Raw genomic sequence first — 17,004 nt, forward strand, 5'->3', positions numbered from 1 at the left:
GATGGCACGGAAAGAGGCGACGGTGATGCGCCCGGCGACGGATGGCCAGGGCAGGGCGCGCCTGTCAGCAGAGGCGGCGCGGCTGGCGCAGATCCTCGCCGCGGCGACGCCGCCGGAGAGCTGCGGCCCGGAGATCCCGGTGGCCCCGGCGCGGGGTGCCTGCAAAGTGCTGCGCCCGGTGGTGATGGTGCCGGGCGGCAAGAACGGCTGGAAAGCCGAGCCCGCAGGCTACAAGGGCCGCAACGCGGTGGCGGCGCTGGATGTGTTCGATGACATGGCGCGCAAGGCGGCGGCCAAGGGCCTGCCCGCACCGTTCACCCCCGCACAAGTGGCGGTGGCGCGCCGCTACCGCACGCTGGTCGAGCGGCATTCGGCGGGCGGGGTGCGTTGTTCCAGCCTCGAGGCGCAACGGGGCGGCTCGGGCAGGGGTGGCGAGTTCATGGATGCCTTCGTGGCCGAGGGCGATGAGATCCGCCGGATGCGGGCGCGGGTCGGCACCGGCGCGGCAATGCAGGTGCGGCGGATCCGGCCTTCGGCGCGGGGAGTGGCGTCGCGGGGGATCATCACCGATCTGGCGTTGCTGGATGCGGTGTGTTTGGAGGGGCTGACGCTGAGTGCGGTGTTGGAGCGGTATGGGTGGGCTGTGGATGGGAAGCACCGGGAGGCGTTGCGGGCGGCGTTGGGCAGGGCACTGGATCGGGTGGCCGGTCGGTAAACTCCTTAAGCTGCTTCGTCATACCGCAACAGTCTTTCACCTATGGCAGGGACTGAATTCAATGTGAGCAAACGAAGGTCTTCTTGGTCTGCTTGCATTTCAAGAGCTTGTAATGCTTCGCTTATATTCGCCTGCTGCTGGTCGGTCACTTGCGGATCGTCCATGCTCGGACGATGAAGTATCATCTCGTGGGAACGCTTGAATGCTTCTTGTGTTTCTCTGTCGCGTTCGACTTTCAGATCCCACAGACGTCGCTTGATCAAGTGGATTGAGCTAGTTAGTGAACCTGCGCGAAGGGTGCCAAAATTCGCCACAAGCTTTGGCCCTGCAAAATCAATTACGACCTGATGGCTTGCACCTTTCTTCCTACGGGCACGGCCTTCCTGCAGGTCACGGCTGAAAAATCGGCTGTAACCCTCTCGTTGAGACCGAACATAATCACATACCAGAAAGGGTAAGCGGTCGCTTATGCTCGAGGCCTCAGAGGCAACCATTAAGTCCGGCTCTGGCGCCAATACCAACGCATCTTGTCCAAGCGTTGCGTCATAAAGCGAGGAAAGAGCCGCCATCCAGCTCGAAGCCATCTGTTCTAGGCTGAAACCTTCGGCTTCACGACATTCGCCTATAACTACGCCTGAAACTGCTGACTCTGGTTGGAGGATAGCATCGCGTGAGCGCTGTGCTAGGTCATGTTGCAGGCACTTTCCCGCGATCTGCACGGCAGTCACAGCAGCAGCGGCACTCTCACCATAGAGGCAATTCAGGCGACTTAGGACATTCGCCAGCTCGAGATGAAAGCCGTCACTGTTTACTGCCACAACGCCCACGACAAGGCGCTCATAGGAGCCAGCGATGGGTTCAAGAAGAACGGGCGCCCACAGGGCTCGCACGCCGCGATCAATTGTCGGAAATTCACTATGGTCCATCAGTGAAATCATACCAACACCGGGATGCCGAGGGCTATGCTTGTCTGCCGAGAAATTTGTGCAGTACGGGCTTCCAGAAATGCCTTCAAGGCGCTGATACACTCTACCGGTAAAAGTTGTGTTATGCGACTGGATTCCGAGGGCTCTGTGGCACTGAAACCGCGTAGCGCCGTCTCGAAGGCTGTGGCTTCTGCCTTTCGCTCGCGCTTCTGAACGGAGGATAGAAATGGTGTCATCCATTCGGAGAGTCGATTTACGAAATCGCTTGCTGGGTTGAGGTCTTCGGGCCGCCACGCTGGACCACTGAAGCAGTGACCATGGTCAATGAGCCAGGTATCACCCGGGTTTCCGAACAGAAAATTTCCTGGGTGCCGATCTATATTGGCAATCCAAGCATCAAACGCATAGAGGCGTCCTAAATCGGACCACTCAGCTATTTCATTCAAGAGTGCCAATTGTCCCGCAGGGTTGGAGCTCTTGAGCCGAAATGTAACATTCGGGACCTTCACGTCCGCACTTACGAAAACGAGCCGAGATCCGTCCTCAAACGATGGCGCTTTACTTGCTGGCATCACCTCGGGGCGGGCGAGGCCAAGAAAGCAGTCTGGAACTGGTAGCCCGACGAGTCGCGCAAGGCAAAACGCGAGAAGCTCGTTGCAGAGTTGGGGTAACTCAAGGTCTTTGATGATCGCCTGGCGAATTTTCCTATCGTTCAAGAGCACCTGTCCACGATAGGTGTCGTTGACATTCCCGACATTAAATCCTGTCGCACCCAGCAAAACTGTCGCAGTTTCAATCGCGGCCATACAACCTCAGCAAAGTAGGATAATTTTGAAATCACTCGATACGTGTCAGCTAAGCTGCGAAATTGGCAGATGGCAACTAAAACCCTTCGTTGGCATTGACGTGCGGAAGCTGAGCGGCGTAGCGGGCTGCAGAGAGCTGACCGAACTGGGCGCGGGATATTGCGCGGAACATCAAGAAGTGCGGGACACGCGGGTCACATTTCGTGAGGCGGTGAGATCAAGCGCGTTTGGCTCGACCCCGGTTGGTGGGGCCGAGCCGGAGATGGTCAGATCGCGCTGGCGAACTGCGGATTGGTCACGATGGCATTGATGAATGCCGCCGCAGCTTTGTTGAAGGCAATCGCCGCATTCGGGCAGGCCGAGGCTGCGGAGAAGCTTGTCTTGTAGTCGAAGCGCGACTGCACTTGGAAACCGCCAGGCATCTTCGGCGATTGCACGGTACCGGCGAGCAGCCAGTAGCCTTCCATCGAGCTTACTTGCAGGTTGGTCAGCGTGATCGTCAGCGGCGTCCCGTTGGCGGCATATACGCCCCCGGCGAGAAGCTCTGCCGTCATCGCATCCTTCAGCGCCGCAACGGTCGATTGACCGCCGCCGATATCCAGCGGCCCCATCAGGCGGCAGGTCGGGTTGAGGTTCACATTGGAGTCTGCCGTCACCGAGGCAACGATGACGTGTTTGCCGCGCGCGGCGAGCGGCTGCAGCGCAACCGTATTCTGCGGGCTGGTTTGGTAGCTCGGGGCAACGGAACTGTCGCAGGCCGCGAGTGCGAATAGCGGGATCGAAAGGGTGAGAACTTTTGCGAGTACGCGCATGTAAACCTCTTGGTACAAAAAAATGCACGTGTGCAATATCATGATTGGCCGGGCCGACAACGTTGAACCTTCCTGAATCCACGGTAAAATTTCCCCCCTTGACGCTTATCCCCATCGCTGGCATCTCTGTTGACATCATCCACAACTCCGCCCGCAGGTCGCCTGACCGTGCGGGCGTTGTCATATCCGGGGGCTGGCATGCGGAAGCTGTGCGGCGCGCCGGGCTGTGATGAGCTCGCCGAGCCGGGCGCGGGCTATTGTGCGGAACATCAGGAAGAACGGGATGCGCGGGTCAGATCGCGCAAGGCGGCAGCCAAGGGCTCGGCGGTGGCGCGGGCCGGTGCGGCTTTCTATGCCACGGCGCGCTGGCGGCATGCCCGGCGCAGGTTCCTGATGGCGCATCCGCTCTGTGTCGATTGCGCGGGGCTGGGGCTTGTCGTGGCGGCGCAGGACGTTGATCACATCCGGCCGCATCGGGGCGATGCAAGGCTGATGTGGGATGCGGCGAACTGGCAGGCGCTTTGCAAAAGCTGCCACAGCCGCAAGACGGCGCGCGAGGTTTTCGCCGCCGCACCCCCGGGGGGTATCCGGAAATCGAGGGGTCGCGCCGGGTAACCGTCCTCCGCTCCTTTGTTTTCGCGCGCGGGGAATTGGAGAAAAAAGCCCACTTGGGAAAGGAGTTAGCCATGAAAGGTGCCAAGCCAAAGGTCAGCAATGTGGTGCCGATGCGCGGCGATGCCCTGGGCCATGTGCCCGAGGCGCCGGAGTGGATGAGCCATGAGGGGCGCGAGGTCTGGGAGCGCCTGGCGCCGATCATGGTCGCCAAGAAACGGCTCGAGCCGCATTTTGAGGATACCTTTGCCGCCTATTGTGAATCGGTCGCGGCCTTCATTCGCTGCACCGGCGATGTGGCGATCATGGGCAGCTATTATTCGGTGAAGACCCGCAACGGCGAGCAGGAGAAACACCGCGCCGCCTTCACCCAGCAACAGGCGGCGCTCAGCAATATGCAGCGGCTTTCCAGCCTTTTTGGCATGTCGCCGGTGGATGAGGCACGGGTGAAAACCGGAGGCCAGGGCGATCTCTTTGACGAGATCCTGGCGAAGCTCGATGGAGGCCATTGATCACCCGGTCTCGCGCTATGCATTGGATGTGGTCGAGGGGCGCGAGATCGCGGGCGAGCTGGTGCGGCTGGCCTGCCTGCGGCATCTGACGGATCTGGAAACCGGCCGCGACCGCGGGCTTTACTTCGACTGCAAGGCGGCGAGCCGGGTCTTGAACTTCGCCGAGCTGATCCAGCACACGACCGGGCCGCTGGCGGGGAAACCGCTCAGCCTGCAGCCGTGGCAGGCGTTCCGGCATGGCTCGGTCTTTGGCTGGAAACAGGAGGGCGGGCTGCGGCGGTTCCGGGCGACCTATCATCAGGTGGCGAAGAAGAACGGCAAGACCACCGACACGGCGGTGCCGATGCTCTATTCGACGCTGTTCGACGGCGAGGCGGCACCGCAGGGCTATTGCGCGGCGACCACCCGCGACCAGGCGGGGCTTTTGTTCCGCGAGCTGAAGCGGATGATCCGCGCCTCGCCCTCGCTCTCGGCGCTGATGAAGGTCTGGCGCGGCTCGATTGAGGTCGCCAAAACCGAGGGCGTGATCTCCTGTCTCAGCCGCGACGGCAACAGCTCGGACGGGATCAACCCGCATTTTGCGGCCCGCGATGAGGTGCACCGCTGGACGGATCGCGAGCTGGCCGAGGTTCTGGTCAATTCGATGATCGCCCGGGCGCAGCCGATTGATTGGGCGATCACCACCGCCGGGGCCGATATGGCCTCGATCTGCGGCGAGCTCAGGGAATATTCCGAGGGGGTGGTGCGGGGCTCGGTGAAGGATGACAGCTTCTTTGGCTATGTCGCCGAGCCGCCGCAGGATTGCGATGTGGCCGATCCGCGTTTCTGGAAGATGGCCAACCCGAACCTCGGGGTCTCGGTGCCGCAAAAGCGGTTTGGCGAGATGTACCAGGAAGCGACGGTGATCACCGGCAAGATGCCGAACTTCCGGCGTCTGCACATGAACCTCTGGACGGAAGGGGCGCAGGGCTGGATCTCGCGCGATGTCTGGGATGAGGGGGCGGGGGCGTTTGATCCCCGGTCGCTCTACGGGCTGCCCGCCTGGGTGGGGCTGGACCTCTCGAAAACCACCGACCTCACCGCGATCTCGGTGGCGGTGCCGAAGGACGGGCTTTTGTTCCTGGTGAATTACTCCTTCATCCCGGAAGGGCCGAAAGGGTTCATCCAGCGGGCGCAGAAGGAAAAGCGCGAATATGTCGGCTGGCGCGATGAGGGCTGGCTCGAGGTGCATAAGGGCGGGGTGATCGATGACGATCAGATCATCGAGCGGCTGGAGATGATCCGGGCCAAGTTCGATCTGCGCGAATTGGCCTATGACCGCTGGGGCATGAAATACATGGCCAAGGAGCTGAACCGCCGGAAGTTCCCGATGGTGGAACATGGTCAGGGCTATGCCTCGATGTCCTCGCCGATGAAGCGCTTTGAGGAAGCGGTGGCCAAAAAGCGGCTGCGGCATGCGGGCAATCCGGTGCTCGCCTGGGCGGTGGGCAATGTCCACCGCGACGAGGATGCGGCGGAGAACATCAAGCCGAACAAATACAAATCCCGCGGCCGGATTGACCCGGCGGTGGCGGCAATCATGGCGCTGGGGCGGGCGGAAGCCGCCGAAGGCAAGCGCCGCAAGAGGGAGTTTGAAACGGCATGAGTCTGATCAGTCGTATCTTTGGGGGCAGGGTGTCTGCGGCACCAGCGGCCCCGGCCGCGCGCATCGAGCCGGTGATCTCCGGCGTGGTGCCCGAGCCAATGGCCAGCACGGGTGAGCCGTCGGGCACCTCGGTCCCGGCCGCTTGGATGCAGGAGGCGGGCTTTGCCTCTGTGCCTTCCGTCGCGCGGCTGCCGCGCGTCTCGGCGGTGCTGGCGCAGCGGCATGCGACGATCTACGCCTGCTGCAATGTCATCGCCGGGGATCTGGCGAAGGTGCCGCTGAAGCTTTACCAGCGGCGCGGCGGGCTGGAGGAACGGGTGCGCGATCACCCGGCGGCCTATCTCCTGAATGTCGAGGCAGCCCCCGGCGTCGCAGCCTCGGTGCTGCGCTTCGCCCTGGGCTATGCCTTTACCCTGCGCGGCAACGCCTTCGCCTATGCGCCGCGGGATGGCGCGGGCGAGTTGGAACTCCTCGATCTGATCCGCCAGGACGGCTGCACGGTTTTGCGGGCAGGCCGGGCGCGGTTCTATGATTTTGAGGATGGCGAGGGGGTGCGGCGGCGCGCGCCGGGGCGGGCGATGGTGCATCTGCGCTATATGGCCGAGGATGGCTGGAACGGCCGCTCGCCGCTGGAAGTCGCCTCGGAATCGGTGGGCCTCGCGCTGGCGGGCCAAGAGGCTGCAGCGCGCACGGCATCGGGCGGCACCACGCGCGCGGTGATCAAGGTCGAGGACGCTTTCGAGGATGATGAGGCCTACCGGCGCAACGCCCGCCGAATCTCGGCGGCGATCCGTAATCCCGAGGTGGAGGGCTTTCCGATCATTGGTGCTGCGGATGATATTAAAACGCTGGATCTCTCGGCAGCGGATCAGGAACTCTTGGCCAGCCGCAAGTTTGACCGCGAGCAGCTGGCCGCGATCTACCGGGTGCCGCCCGCCAAATTGCAGATGATGGAATATGGCGTGAAGGCCAATGGCGAGCAGCAGGCCATCGATTATCTGACCGATTGCCTGCTGCATTGGGCGGGGCTTTTTGAGGATCAGCTGGCGCTGACGGTGCTGACGGAGGCCGAGCGGCGGGCGGGGTTCTTTCTGCGCCACGACTTCGGCGCGCTCCTGCGCCCCACGACCAAGGAACGCTATGAGGCGCTGAACAAGGCGGTGGGCGGGCCGTTCATGACGCCGAACGAGGCGCGGGGCATCGACGGGCGCAGCCCGGTGCCGGATGGCGACACGCTGAACCCGGCCCCGAACATGACGCGCACGGATCAAGGAAAACCGGAGGAAAAGCAATGAAAAGCACAGTTGCGGGCCTCCTGCAGCCGCAAGCGGTGATGGCGCTTTGCGACAGCCTTGCGGGGCCGTTGCTGGCACAGCCGGTGCCGTCAGATCCTGCGGCGCTGGCGGGTGGGGCCGAGCGCTATGCCGTTGCGCGGGGTGTGGCGGTGGTGCCGGTGCGGGGCATTCTCTCGGCCAACAGCGGCTTTGCCGATTGGTTCGGTTGGGCCACCTATCACGGGCTGGCCGAGACCTGCGCGCAGATCGCGGCGGCGGAGGATGTGGCGGCGGTGGTCTTGGAGCTCGACAGCCCCGGTGGCTATGTCACCGGCATTCAGGCGGCGGCGGAGGCGATTGCCACCCTCGCCACCCTGAAACCCGTCACCGCGCTGATCAACCCGCTGGCGGCTTCGGCGGCCTATTGGCTGGCCTGTCAGGCGAGCGAGGTGGTGATGACGCCGGGGGCCTCGGCGGGATCGATTGGCACCGCGCTGATGACCGGCTCTTATGTGCAGCCCGGCGGTAACGGCATGCAGATGGTGGAGATGGCCTCAAGCCATGCCCGGGCCAAGCGCCCGGATGCGACCAGCGAGGCGGGCCGGGCCGAGCTGCAGCGCAGTCTTGATGTGGCGGAGGCCGATTTCCATGCGGCGGTGGCCTCGGGGCGCGGGATCGCGGTGGCGGATCTCCTGGCGGCGCTCAGCGTGACGGAGGATCCGCGCGACGGTGGCGCGGTGTTCGGCCCGGCGGAGGCGGTGGCGCGGGGCCTTGCCGACCGGATCGAGACCCGCGCCGCCTGTTATGACCGGATCTTTGCTGCGCATGCGCCGCAGGTCCGCAACCCTTCCCGCGCGAGCTTGGGCGGTGGCTATGCCGCCCGGGCTGCGGCGGCGCAGGCTTTGGCCTCTCTCTGACATTCCGCGCTTGCGGTGACAGACAACCCTGCCGGGTCGGCGGGGTCTTTCGGCTGCGCATGTGCGGCCGCTTTTTGCAAAGGAAACAGGATGTTCAAACTCGACGATCTGCGCCGTGCCCGCAAGGCTGCGGCGGATAAGATGACCGAAACCGCCACGGCGATTTCGACGCTGGAGGCCACGGAAGGCGGGGCAGATGCCGCCGCCCTGGAAGCGGCGCAAACGGCTTTCACCGAGGCCGAAGCGGGGTTCAAAGCGGCGGATGTTGCCGTGAAGCGCGCGGAAGCGGTCGAGGCCGCGCAGGCCGCTGCCGCTGTCGGCGATCTCGGCGCCCAGGGCCAGGCGCACGGCGCGGGCACCCCGGCGGTGGCCGCAAACCCGGCAGATCGCGGCGTCGCGGCGGGGTTCATGGTACATGCGCTGGCCAATGCCGGGGGCGACCGCGACAAGGCGGTGCGGCTTTTGGAGGCGGGCGGGCACAGCGCGATCTCTGCGGCGCTCTCCGGCGCATCGGAATCGGCAGGCGGGGTGACCATTCCCCGGGCGCAGGCCGCCGAGCTGATCGAGCTCTTGCGCGCCCGGGTGGTGGTGCGGGCCGCGGGCGCGCGGACGCTGCCGATGCCTGCTGGCGAGCTGCGCCATGCGCGTCAGAGTGGTGCTGCCTCGGCGAGCTATGGCGCGGAGGCGACGGCGATCATGCCCTCGGAGCCGAGCTTTGAGCCGGTCGAGCAGAAGTTCCGCAAGCTGACCGGCCTTGTTCCGATCAGCAACTCACTCCTGCGGCATTCCGGCGTGGCGATGGCGGCGCTCGTCCGCGATGACCTTCTGAAGGTGATGGCTTTGCGCGAAGATCTGGCCTTCCTGCGCGGCGACGGGCTGAACAACACGCCGAAGGGTCTGCGCAACTGGATGCTGGCGGCGAACTGGCCCGGCGCGGTGGTTGCGGCCACGGCGACGGCGGCAGAGGTGGCGATCCGGCGCGCGGTGTCCAAGGTCGAGGATGCCGATGTGCGGATGCTGAAACCCGGCTGGATCATGCGGGCCAGCGCCAAGAACTGGCTGGCGAGCCTGAAGGATGCCAACGGCAATCCCCTGTTCCCGAGCGTCGATCTGCGCGGCGAGCTGCAGGGCTATCCGATCCATGTCACCTCGCAAGTGCCTGACAACCTTGGGGCGGGCGGCGATGAGACCGAGATCTACTTCGGCGATTTTGACGAGGCGATGATCGGCGACAGCATGGCGCTGACGATTGGCAGCTCGACCGAAGCGGCCTTCGTGGACGGTTCGGGCGATTGGGTCTCGGCCTTCCAGAACGATCTGACGCTGATGCGCTCGATCTCCGAGCATGATTTTGCGCCCGCGCATGATGAGGCCTTCGCGGGCTTCAATGGCAAGGGTTGGACGCTCTGATCCGACAGCCCGGGGCTAGGGCTCCGGGCGCATTCCCACTGATTTGAAAGGTCACCCGATGACGAAAACCATTCTCAAATTCTCGCGTTCCTGGGGGCGCTACAACAAGGGCGAGGTGGCAGGCTTTGCGCCCGATATTGCCGCCCGGCTGATCGGCAAGGTGGCCGTGGTCTTTGATCCGACCGCGCCGGTCGCGGTGGTCAATGCCGCCGCGCAGGATGCCGCCGCTGCCGATCTTGCGGCGCGTGAGGCGGCATTGGCGGCGCGCGAGCGGGCGGTGGCCGAGCGCGAAGCCGAAGTGGCCGAGGCGGAAGCCTTCCTGATTGAGCCGGAAGAGGCTGAGGAGGAAGAGCCTGCTCCCGAACCCGAAAAGCCCAGCGGCTCCAAAGCCAAAGACCTGCCGATGCAGGGCAAGGTGTAAGCCATGCAGGTGATCACGCCTGCGGCCGGGCTGCCGGTGACGGTGGCGCGGTTCCGGGCGGCGGTGCCTTTGGCCGCCGCCGTCGATGATGAGACGCTCGCCGCCTATCTGGAGGCGGCGGTGAATGCGGTGGAGGTGTCCTCGGGCCGTCCGATGCTGGCGCGGGATCTGCGGCTCGTCACCCCCGCAGGGCCGTGGCGGCGCTGGTGGTTCCCGGTGGCCCCCGTGCTGGCCGTGACCCTGATCGAGGGCGGCACGGCGGAACTGCTGACCCCGTTTGGCGAGCCGGTGCTGGCGCGCGAGACGGGCAATACCGCGCTGACGATCACCGCGACGGTCGGCTATGCCGATGCGGATGCCGTGCCCGCCGCGCTGAAACAGGCCGTCATCCTGATGGCGAAAGACTGGCTGGAGGCCTCGGTGACGCTGGAGGAGATCAAGCGCGATGGTCTCAGCTTTGGGGCCAAGGCGCTGATCAAACAGCAGCGCTACCGCCGCCCGGCGGAGGTAGTGCCATGCTGATGAACGAGTTTGTGCGCTTTGAGCGCCGGGGCCTTGATGTCAGCGACCCGTATGGCAACCCACAGCGGGCATGGGCGGAGATCGTCGCCTTGCGTGTGAGTGTCCTCGAACAAACGGGACGCGAGGCGATTGCAGCGGGACGACTGGAGAGCACGCGGCTCGCGACAGTGCGCTTTCCGCCGCCGCCCGGGATTGTCGCGCTGACAGATGCGGATCGGATGATCTGGCGAGGGCAGGTCTGCAAGATCATCTCCGTGGGGCGCTTTGGCAAAGGCAGCTGGGGCATGGAAGTGCTGGTCGAGATTGGGGGTGCAATATGACCATCGAGGGGGCAGATCGCCTGAAGCGCCGTCTGAACCTGCTGCCCGGCCGGGTGAAGCTGCGGCAGGCGGCGGCGGTGGCGCGCAATGGCGAAGACCTGATCAGCGTGGCACGGGTGCTGGTGCCGGTGGTGGACGGTGATGCGCAGGCCGAGATCCGGGGCGGGATGCAGGGCGACGGCTATCTCGCCGACTTCGGCTCACATGCCAAGGTGATCGAGGGTGACAGCGGCCCGCGGCCCTTCGTCAATCCGGCGCTGAGCTACACCCGCAAGCGCCGCTCGGGCCGTCATCGCCGGGCGCTGAAACAAGCGATGAAGGATGTGTTCCATGGCGGATGACGACGCATCTTCTGCCGGGCTCGCCTTCGGCGATCCGGCTCTCGCGCTGCAGCTCGGGGTGATTGCGGCACTCAAGGCCTCTCCGGTCCTGACCGGTCTGGTAGGCGGCCGGATCTATGATGAGCCGCCGGAGAATGCCGAACTGCCCTATATCCGGCTTGGCAATATCGACCTCTCGCCACTGCGGATGGATGGTGGCACCGATCATGTGATCCTGTTCTCGGTCGAGGCGCATTCGCGCCCGGAGACGGCAGGCCGGGTCGAGGCCACCCGCATCGCCGGGCTGATCCGCGCCGCCTTGGATGATCCGGCCCCGGTCACGCTGCCCGATCATGAACTTGAGTGGATCTTCTATCTGACGCAGGCGGTGGGCCGGGCCTCGGATGGGATCACTTACACCGCCGTGGTGGCGTTCCGCGCCGCGATGGCGGGCACATCGTTCTGACAAAACCCCAACCGAAAGGAGGCCGGAGATGGCCAAAGCAAAGGGCCGGCTGATGCTGGTCAAGATCAAGGATGGCACAGCCTTTGAGGCGCTTTGCGGTCTGCGCTCGAAAACCCTGACCATCAACAACAGCGAGGTGGATGTGACCACCGCTGATTGCGTGGATCCGGGCGGCGCGCTCTGGACCGAAGTTCTGAGCGGGGCCAAGCGGATCTCGGTCTCGGGCAACGGCTTCTTCAAGGATGCGGCGCATGAGGCGCGGCTGAACACGGTGGCGATGGCGTCGGATCCGGTGGCCGACTTCCAGATTATCGTGCCGGATTTTGGCACTTTTGAAGGGTCGTTCTTTCTGTCCTCGGTCGAATATGGCGGCGAGCAGGAGGGTGGCGTGACCTATTCGCTCTCGCTGGCCTCCAGCGGGGCGGTCACCTTCACGGCGCTGCCCTGATGGCGATCAAGGGCACAGCCGCCTATGCAGAAGAGATTGGTGGCAAAAGCCGCCGTCTCATCCTGCGCAATGGCGAGATCGAGCGGTTCGAGGTGCAATATGCGCCGTTCGGGATCTTCGCCCTTTGGGATCAGCTCTTCGGGCGGGGCGCAGCACCGCAGGTGCGGCATGTCCGCGATCTGGTGGCGCTGGGGTTGGTCGGCGGCGGCATGGGCGACGCGCAGGCCGATGCGCTGGTGGCCTCGCTGCCGCCTTCGGAAAACCCCCGGCTGCGGGCCATCGCGCAAAGGCTTCTGGGGGTGACCTTTCTGCCCGAGGCTTTGGAAGACGCGGGAAAAAAGCCGGATGGATCGGCAGCGGAAAGCGGGGCCGATCCGAATCTGACGCCAGCCGGTATGACGCCAGATCCCGGATCCTGAACCTCTGCGGCGTGCTGGGGCGCAGCCCGGCCGAGATCCGGGCGCTGACGCCTGCCGAGACCGCGCTGATGGTGGAAAGCTGGAATGCGGCGCAGGCGGGCGATCAGGTCGCCGCCCCGTCTTTGGATGAATATGAGGAATTGGTGAGCCGCTATGAGTGATGAAGCGACCGAGCGCCTGACAATCCTGTTGCAGGCGAAGGACAAGGATCTGGCGCGGGTGATCGACCGCTCCAACCGCTTGTTGGCGAAATTTGCCAAGGATGCAGAGGGCAATGTCTCGCGCGCCTCGCGCAGCATCGACAGCAACCTTTCCAAGATGGGCAGCAAGATCTCCGGGATTGGCGCGGCCTTTGTCGGGGGCCTCGCGGGCGGGATCGTCACCGGGGCTTTTGCCGGGCTGACCACGAATATCGCGGGCACGGTCAAGGGGATTGCCGAGATCGGCGATGCGGCGAAGCGCGCGGGGCTGGGGCTGACCGAGTTCCAGGAATGGAAGTTCGTCGCCGAGCAAAACCGCATTGGCGTTGATCAGATGGTGGACGGGCTGAAGGAGCTGTCGCTCCGGGCCGATGAGTTCGTGGTGACCGGGGCAGGGCCAGCGGCGGAGAGCTTTGTGCGCCTCGGCTATACCGGCACCGAACTCGCGGCGAAGCTGAAAGACCCTTCGGCGCTCCTGAAGGAAATCATCGGCCGGATGGGGGATCTCGACCGCGCGGCGCAGTTGCGGGTGGCCGATGAGGTCTTCGGCGGCTCGGCGGGCGAGCGGTTCACCGAGCTGGTGGCGCAGGGCGCGCAGGGGCTGACGGTCACGATGGGTCTCGCGCATGAGCTGGGCGCGGTGATGGATGCCGAGATGATCGACAAGGCGGTGGAGCTGGATCGCCGCTGGAACGAGCTTGCGACCCGGGTCGGGTCGGCGGCAAAGGCGGGCATCCTCGGGATCGCCGAGCTGGCGGGCGCGGGGGTGGATGCGATCAACGCGCTGCATCAGGCGGTGGCCGACCGCGAAACCCTGCAGGTCGAGCGCGCACTCGGTCCGGACGTGGCGGGGAACGCGGCGGTTCTGGAGGAGCAGGCGGTCGATGTGGACCGCGTCAAGATCGCCTATAGTGACCTCGAACGGCAGGCGGCGGCGACGGCGGAGGCGATTGCGGCGACGCCCTATCTGCTGGCCAATCTTGGCTATGAGGATGTCTCGGCGGAGATGGTGGCGCTGACGCAAGAGATGCGGGCGCTGGTGGCGGGGTTCGGTGACGGATCGGTGGATGCCGAGGCCTTTGCGGCGGGGCTGACCGAGATCCAAACCCGCGCCCGCGAGGCGCTTGCGGCGCTCGATGTGGTGGATCGGGTAGACTTTATGAATGTCTCTTCCGAACTCGATCACCTCGGGGCAACGCTTTCGACTGTGCGCAATGTGGCGGTGCAGCTTGTGGCGGCAGTGCAGGCAGCGGCGGGCCTGTCGCTGCCTTCCGCTGTGGAGTTGCTGGGGCCGGGGGAGGATGCGGACAAAGCTGCCTCGCTCAAAGACCGGCGCGATGCGGAAGCCGCGGTGACCGCGAAGCGGGAGTTCCTGGCGCTGCAGGATGCGGAGAATGCCAAATCGGCCAAGCAGCTTGAACTGGACAAGGCGATTGCCGCCTTCCGCGAGCGGGCGGCAAAGGCGGGGGTCACCCTCACCGAGGCCGAAGCACAGGCGGGCGGGGCGGCTGCGGTTGCGGCCAGTGCGGCGCGCAGCCCGCGTGGGGGGGCGGGCAAGGCGGACAGGCCCGGGGCCTATGCCGATCAGGTGACCGATACCGAGCAAAAGATCGCGGCCTGGGAGGCCGAGGCAGCGGCGCTCGTCGCGGTTGCGGCGGCGGGCAAAGACTATGGCGCGGCGGTGGATTATGCCCGCAAGCGCGCGGAGCTTCTGCAGGCGGCGCAGCAGCAGGGTCTCACGCTCACGCCGGAACTGACCGCGCAGATCGACGGGCTGGCGCAGAGCTATGCCAGCGCCGGGGAATCGGCGGAACTGGCGGCCGAAAAGCTCGACCTGATGCAGGAAAACGCCGAGCGCGGCGCGGATGCGCTGTCGGATATCTTCACCTCGGTGCTGACCGGCGCGAAATCGGGCCGGGAGGCGGTGGCGGATCTTCTGGCGGAAATTGCCAAGATCCAGATGCAAAAGGCGATTGCCGGGCTCTTCAGCGGCGGCGGTGGCAGCAGCTGGCTCGGCGCGCTTGGCGGGCTCTTGGGCGGTGCGCGGGCGGGCGGCGGCGGTGTCTCTGCCGGGGTGCCTTATCTCGTCAACGAAAACACCCCGAACTCGGAGGTCTTTGTGCCCTCCCGCTCGGGCGCGATCCTGAATGTGCCGCAGGCGCAGGCGGCGTTGCGCGGCGCGGCGGGCGGTGGCACGGGCGGCGGGAAAGGTGTCGCGTCTGGCCATCTGGCGGTGTCGATTGGCTTTGATGAGGGGGCCAGGAGCATGACGGCGATGGTGCGCAATGAGGCGGGCCAGCTCGTCGCAGAGGCGGTGCAGGCCTATGACAAGGCGCTGCCGGGCCGCTTTGCGGCGATTCAACGCAATCCAAGGGGGCGCTGATGGCGGCTTTGTCCTATCCGTTCGATCTGGCCACGCTGTCGGATCGGCTGAACATTGCCTCGGTGAACTGGGGCCTGCAGCGCAACGATGAGCTGTCGGGCACCGGCGATGGCCGGGTGTGGTCGGCGGAACTGGCGCGGCCTTTGTGGACCGCCACGGTGACGCTGGCCACGGCACGGAGCCTGCAGGCGCGCGGGATCGCGGCCCGGCTTCGTGCCTTGCAGGGCTCGCGCGGCACGTTCCTCTTTGCCGATCCGTTCACCCGCTATCCGGCCTCGGATCCGCGCGGGGAAGCATTGGCGGGGGCCGCCGTGCGCCTCGATCTGATCGGCAGCGGCCGGGTGGTGGTGGATCTGGCGGGCCTGCCTGCGGGCTTTGCGCTGACGGCGGGGGATCGCTTCACGATTGTCTCCGGTGGGGTCTCGGGCGGCGTGATCTATCACGGCGAGATCTCGGGCGATGTCGTGGCGGGTGGCACCGGCGTGGCAGAGGATGTGCCGGTGTTCCCGCGCCTGCCTTTGGCGATTGCCAGCGGGGCCGCGGTGGTGCTGGTGAAGCCCTACCTGCAGGCGATCATCAGCCCCGGCAGTTTGCGTGGGGCGACGGACGTGCCCGGGGCCTTGGCTTCGGGCGCCAGCTTCCAGATCATCCAGAAGATGTAACATGAAAAATCTAGATGCGGCCTTCACCGCCCGCCTGCAGGCGGCGCGGGGGGAGGGGATTGAGCCGGTGCGGCTGGTCTGGATCACGGCGCGCGACCGGATGACCGGGGCGCAGGCCGAGATCGGCTTTTGGACGGGGGACGGCGAGATCCGCACCCCCGCCGATATCACCTCTGAGCAGGGCTTTGGCTTTGCTGAGGAGCCGGTGCTGACCCTCGACTTTCCCCGGATGCGCTTTGCCTCCGACACCAGCGGCTGGGCCAAAGCCTATGCGGCGGAGGGCCAGCCGCCCGCGCTGGTGCTGGATCCGGCGCGGGGCATCTATGGCGTGACGGCTGAGGATGACACAGCCCCGCAGCTCCTGCGGCGCTACATCGGCGGCGTCAATCTGACGGTCGGCGATATCTCCTATGTGTCGGACCTGACGATCCAGAGCGTTGAGATCTCGCTCAGCCAGATCGCCGAGGCGGCGCAGTATCTCTTGCGCGGGTTTGATGCGCGGCTGGCGCGGGTCGAGATCCATGAGATGACGCTTGATCCGGAGACCGGGCTGTTTGCCGCAGCACCTGAGCTGGTCTTTCTCGGGCTGATCGATCAGGCCCCGCTCACCACGCCTGCGGCGGAGGGCGAGGGGGCGATCACGCTGACCGCGATCTCAGAGCCGATCTCGATGCTGAGCCGGATCAACCCGAGGAAGTCGAGCTATCACGGTCAGGCGCAGCGCCAGAACGATCAATGGGGGCGCTATGCCTCGAGCATCAGCAGTTGGAATTTGAAATGGGGCACATCGTGATGCGGCGGCGGCCGGATTGGCGGGCGCGGTTTGACCGGGAAGTGGACCGGCTGCGGCGCGCGGCTTTTGTCTGGGGCGAGAATGATTGCGCGGTGGGGCTGGCGGGCAACCTCAGCCTGGCGCTGACCGGCGTGGACAGCGCCGCCGCCTATCGCGGGGCTTATACTTCCGAGATCGGGGCGTTGCGTATCCTGCGCGCGGGTGGCTTTGCCACGCTCGGCGATCTGATCGCCACGCTTGCCCCTGAATATGACCACCCGAGCCGGGCGCGGATTGGCGATGTCGGCGCGGTGCCGGTGCCCGGCCCCTTCGGCCATGCGCTGGCGGTGGTGGATTATGAACGTCTGTTTGTGCTGACCGAGACCGGCTTTGGCACGCTTGACCGCAGCGCGATGGTGCGCGCCTACAAGATCGGCTGACC

Annotated in this window: 22 protein-coding genes; 19 read left to right on the forward strand and 3 right to left on the reverse strand. The window is 65.4% G+C overall.

Going from position 1 to position 17,004, the window contains the following annotated elements; genetic code table 11:
• Window position 1: 1 nt before the first annotated feature.
• Entirely contained in the window at window positions 2-715 is a 714-nt protein-coding gene (locus tag ACEN2S_RS18945; protein ID WP_441869135.1) for a hypothetical protein, read from the forward strand.
• A 5-nt stretch (window positions 716-720) separates the two neighbouring features.
• Here the strand turns inward: ACEN2S_RS18945 and ACEN2S_RS18950 are convergent, their stop codons facing one another.
• The 3 genes from ACEN2S_RS18950 to ACEN2S_RS18960 all read right to left on the reverse strand — a co-directional run bounded on the left by ACEN2S_RS18950 (window position 721) and on the right by ACEN2S_RS18960 (window position 3,259).
• The gene (locus ACEN2S_RS18950) at window positions 721-1,641 is read right to left on the reverse strand and encodes a hypothetical protein (protein WP_441869137.1); all 921 of its coding nucleotides are present in this window, start codon (window positions 1,639-1,641) and stop codon (window positions 721-723) included.
• A gap of 8 nt (window positions 1,642-1,649) precedes the next feature.
• Window positions 1,650-2,447, reverse strand: a complete 798-nt coding sequence (locus tag ACEN2S_RS18955; protein WP_441869139.1) for a HipA family kinase — start codon at window positions 2,445-2,447, stop codon at window positions 1,650-1,652.
• A gap of 266 nt (window positions 2,448-2,713) precedes the next feature.
• Window positions 2,714-3,259: a hypothetical protein gene (locus ACEN2S_RS18960; protein WP_441869142.1), complete on the reverse strand. Its 546-nt coding sequence runs from the start codon at window positions 3,257-3,259 to the stop codon at window positions 2,714-2,716.
• A 198-nt stretch (window positions 3,260-3,457) separates the two neighbouring features.
• On the opposite strand from ACEN2S_RS18960, the gene ACEN2S_RS18965 reads away from it, so the two are divergent.
• The 18 genes from ACEN2S_RS18965 (at window position 3,458) to ACEN2S_RS19050 (ending at window position 17,002) form a co-directional block, all read left to right on the forward strand.
• Complete coding sequence (locus ACEN2S_RS18965; protein ID WP_441869144.1) at window positions 3,458-3,874, forward strand: HNH endonuclease; 417 nt, start codon at window positions 3,458-3,460, stop codon at window positions 3,872-3,874.
• A gap of 71 nt (window positions 3,875-3,945) precedes the next feature.
• Window positions 3,946-4,383, forward strand: a complete 438-nt coding sequence (locus ACEN2S_RS18970; protein ID WP_441869147.1) for a P27 family phage terminase small subunit — start codon at window positions 3,946-3,948, stop codon at window positions 4,381-4,383.
• On the forward strand, window positions 4,370-6,028 hold the full coding sequence (locus ACEN2S_RS18975; RefSeq protein WP_441869149.1) for a terminase large subunit: 1,659 nt from the start codon (window positions 4,370-4,372) through the stop codon (window positions 6,026-6,028). The genes ACEN2S_RS18970 and ACEN2S_RS18975 overlap by 14 nt, the downstream gene beginning before the upstream one ends.
• The gene (locus ACEN2S_RS18980; protein ID WP_441869152.1) at window positions 6,025-7,323 is read left to right on the forward strand and encodes a phage portal protein; all 1,299 of its coding nucleotides are present in this window, start codon (window positions 6,025-6,027) and stop codon (window positions 7,321-7,323) included. The genes ACEN2S_RS18975 and ACEN2S_RS18980 overlap by 4 nt, the downstream gene beginning before the upstream one ends.
• Window positions 7,320-8,219 (forward strand): S49 family peptidase, encoded by a 900-nt coding sequence (locus tag ACEN2S_RS18985; protein ID WP_441869155.1) that lies wholly within the window; start codon window positions 7,320-7,322, stop codon window positions 8,217-8,219. The genes ACEN2S_RS18980 and ACEN2S_RS18985 overlap by 4 nt, the downstream gene beginning before the upstream one ends.
• 90 nt (window positions 8,220-8,309) lie before the next feature.
• Window positions 8,310-9,629 (forward strand): phage major capsid protein, encoded by a 1,320-nt coding sequence (locus tag ACEN2S_RS18990; protein ID WP_441869158.1) that lies wholly within the window; start codon window positions 8,310-8,312, stop codon window positions 9,627-9,629.
• Window positions 9,630-9,687: 58 nt separating this feature from the next.
• On the forward strand, window positions 9,688-10,050 hold the full coding sequence (locus ACEN2S_RS18995) for a hypothetical protein (RefSeq protein ID WP_441869161.1): 363 nt from the start codon (window positions 9,688-9,690) through the stop codon (window positions 10,048-10,050).
• A 3-nt stretch (window positions 10,051-10,053) separates the two neighbouring features.
• Window positions 10,054-10,572 carry a hypothetical protein gene (locus ACEN2S_RS19000; protein ID WP_441869164.1) on the forward strand — a complete coding sequence of 173 codons (519 nt, stop codon included), beginning with the start codon at window positions 10,054-10,056 and terminating at the stop codon, window positions 10,570-10,572.
• Entirely contained in the window at window positions 10,566-10,892 is a 327-nt protein-coding gene (locus ACEN2S_RS19005; RefSeq protein ID WP_441869166.1) for a head-tail adaptor protein, read from the forward strand. The genes ACEN2S_RS19000 and ACEN2S_RS19005 overlap by 7 nt, the downstream gene beginning before the upstream one ends.
• Complete coding sequence (locus tag ACEN2S_RS19010) at window positions 10,889-11,233, forward strand: hypothetical protein (protein WP_441869169.1); 345 nt, start codon at window positions 10,889-10,891, stop codon at window positions 11,231-11,233. The genes ACEN2S_RS19005 and ACEN2S_RS19010 overlap by 4 nt, the downstream gene beginning before the upstream one ends.
• Entirely contained in the window at window positions 11,223-11,678 is a 456-nt protein-coding gene (locus tag ACEN2S_RS19015; protein ID WP_441869172.1) for a DUF3168 domain-containing protein, read from the forward strand. Before ACEN2S_RS19010 ends, ACEN2S_RS19015 begins: the two co-directional genes overlap by 11 nt.
• Window positions 11,679-11,706: 28 nt before the next feature.
• Entirely contained in the window at window positions 11,707-12,126 is a 420-nt protein-coding gene (locus ACEN2S_RS19020; protein WP_441869175.1) for a phage major tail protein, TP901-1 family, read from the forward strand.
• Window positions 12,126-12,545, forward strand: coding sequence for a GTA-gp10 family protein (locus ACEN2S_RS19025; RefSeq protein ID WP_441869178.1), 420 nt, complete (start codon window positions 12,126-12,128; stop codon window positions 12,543-12,545). Before ACEN2S_RS19020 ends, ACEN2S_RS19025 begins: the two co-directional genes overlap by 1 nt.
• An 11-nt stretch (window positions 12,546-12,556) precedes the next feature.
• The gene (locus ACEN2S_RS19030; protein ID WP_441869181.1) at window positions 12,557-12,706 is read left to right on the forward strand and encodes a hypothetical protein; all 150 of its coding nucleotides are present in this window, start codon (window positions 12,557-12,559) and stop codon (window positions 12,704-12,706) included.
• The gene (locus tag ACEN2S_RS19035; protein WP_441869184.1) at window positions 12,699-15,128 is read left to right on the forward strand and encodes a hypothetical protein; all 2,430 of its coding nucleotides are present in this window, start codon (window positions 12,699-12,701) and stop codon (window positions 15,126-15,128) included. The genes ACEN2S_RS19030 and ACEN2S_RS19035 overlap by 8 nt, the downstream gene beginning before the upstream one ends.
• Window positions 15,128-15,790 (forward strand): hypothetical protein, encoded by a 663-nt coding sequence (locus tag ACEN2S_RS19040; protein WP_441869187.1) that lies wholly within the window; start codon window positions 15,128-15,130, stop codon window positions 15,788-15,790. Before ACEN2S_RS19035 ends, ACEN2S_RS19040 begins: the two co-directional genes overlap by 1 nt.
• 1 nt (window position 15,791) lies before the next feature.
• Window positions 15,792-16,583: a hypothetical protein gene (locus ACEN2S_RS19045; RefSeq protein ID WP_441869190.1), complete on the forward strand. Its 792-nt coding sequence runs from the start codon at window positions 15,792-15,794 to the stop codon at window positions 16,581-16,583.
• Window positions 16,568-17,002 (forward strand): DUF6950 family protein, encoded by a 435-nt coding sequence (locus tag ACEN2S_RS19050; protein WP_441869193.1) that lies wholly within the window; start codon window positions 16,568-16,570, stop codon window positions 17,000-17,002. The genes ACEN2S_RS19045 and ACEN2S_RS19050 overlap by 16 nt, the downstream gene beginning before the upstream one ends.
• Window positions 17,003-17,004 lie beyond the last annotated feature (2 nt).

Source organism: Phaeovulum sp. W22_SRMD_FR3, assembly GCF_052113705.1.
Lineage (GTDB): Bacteria > Pseudomonadota > Alphaproteobacteria > Rhodobacterales > Rhodobacteraceae > JBGQOG01.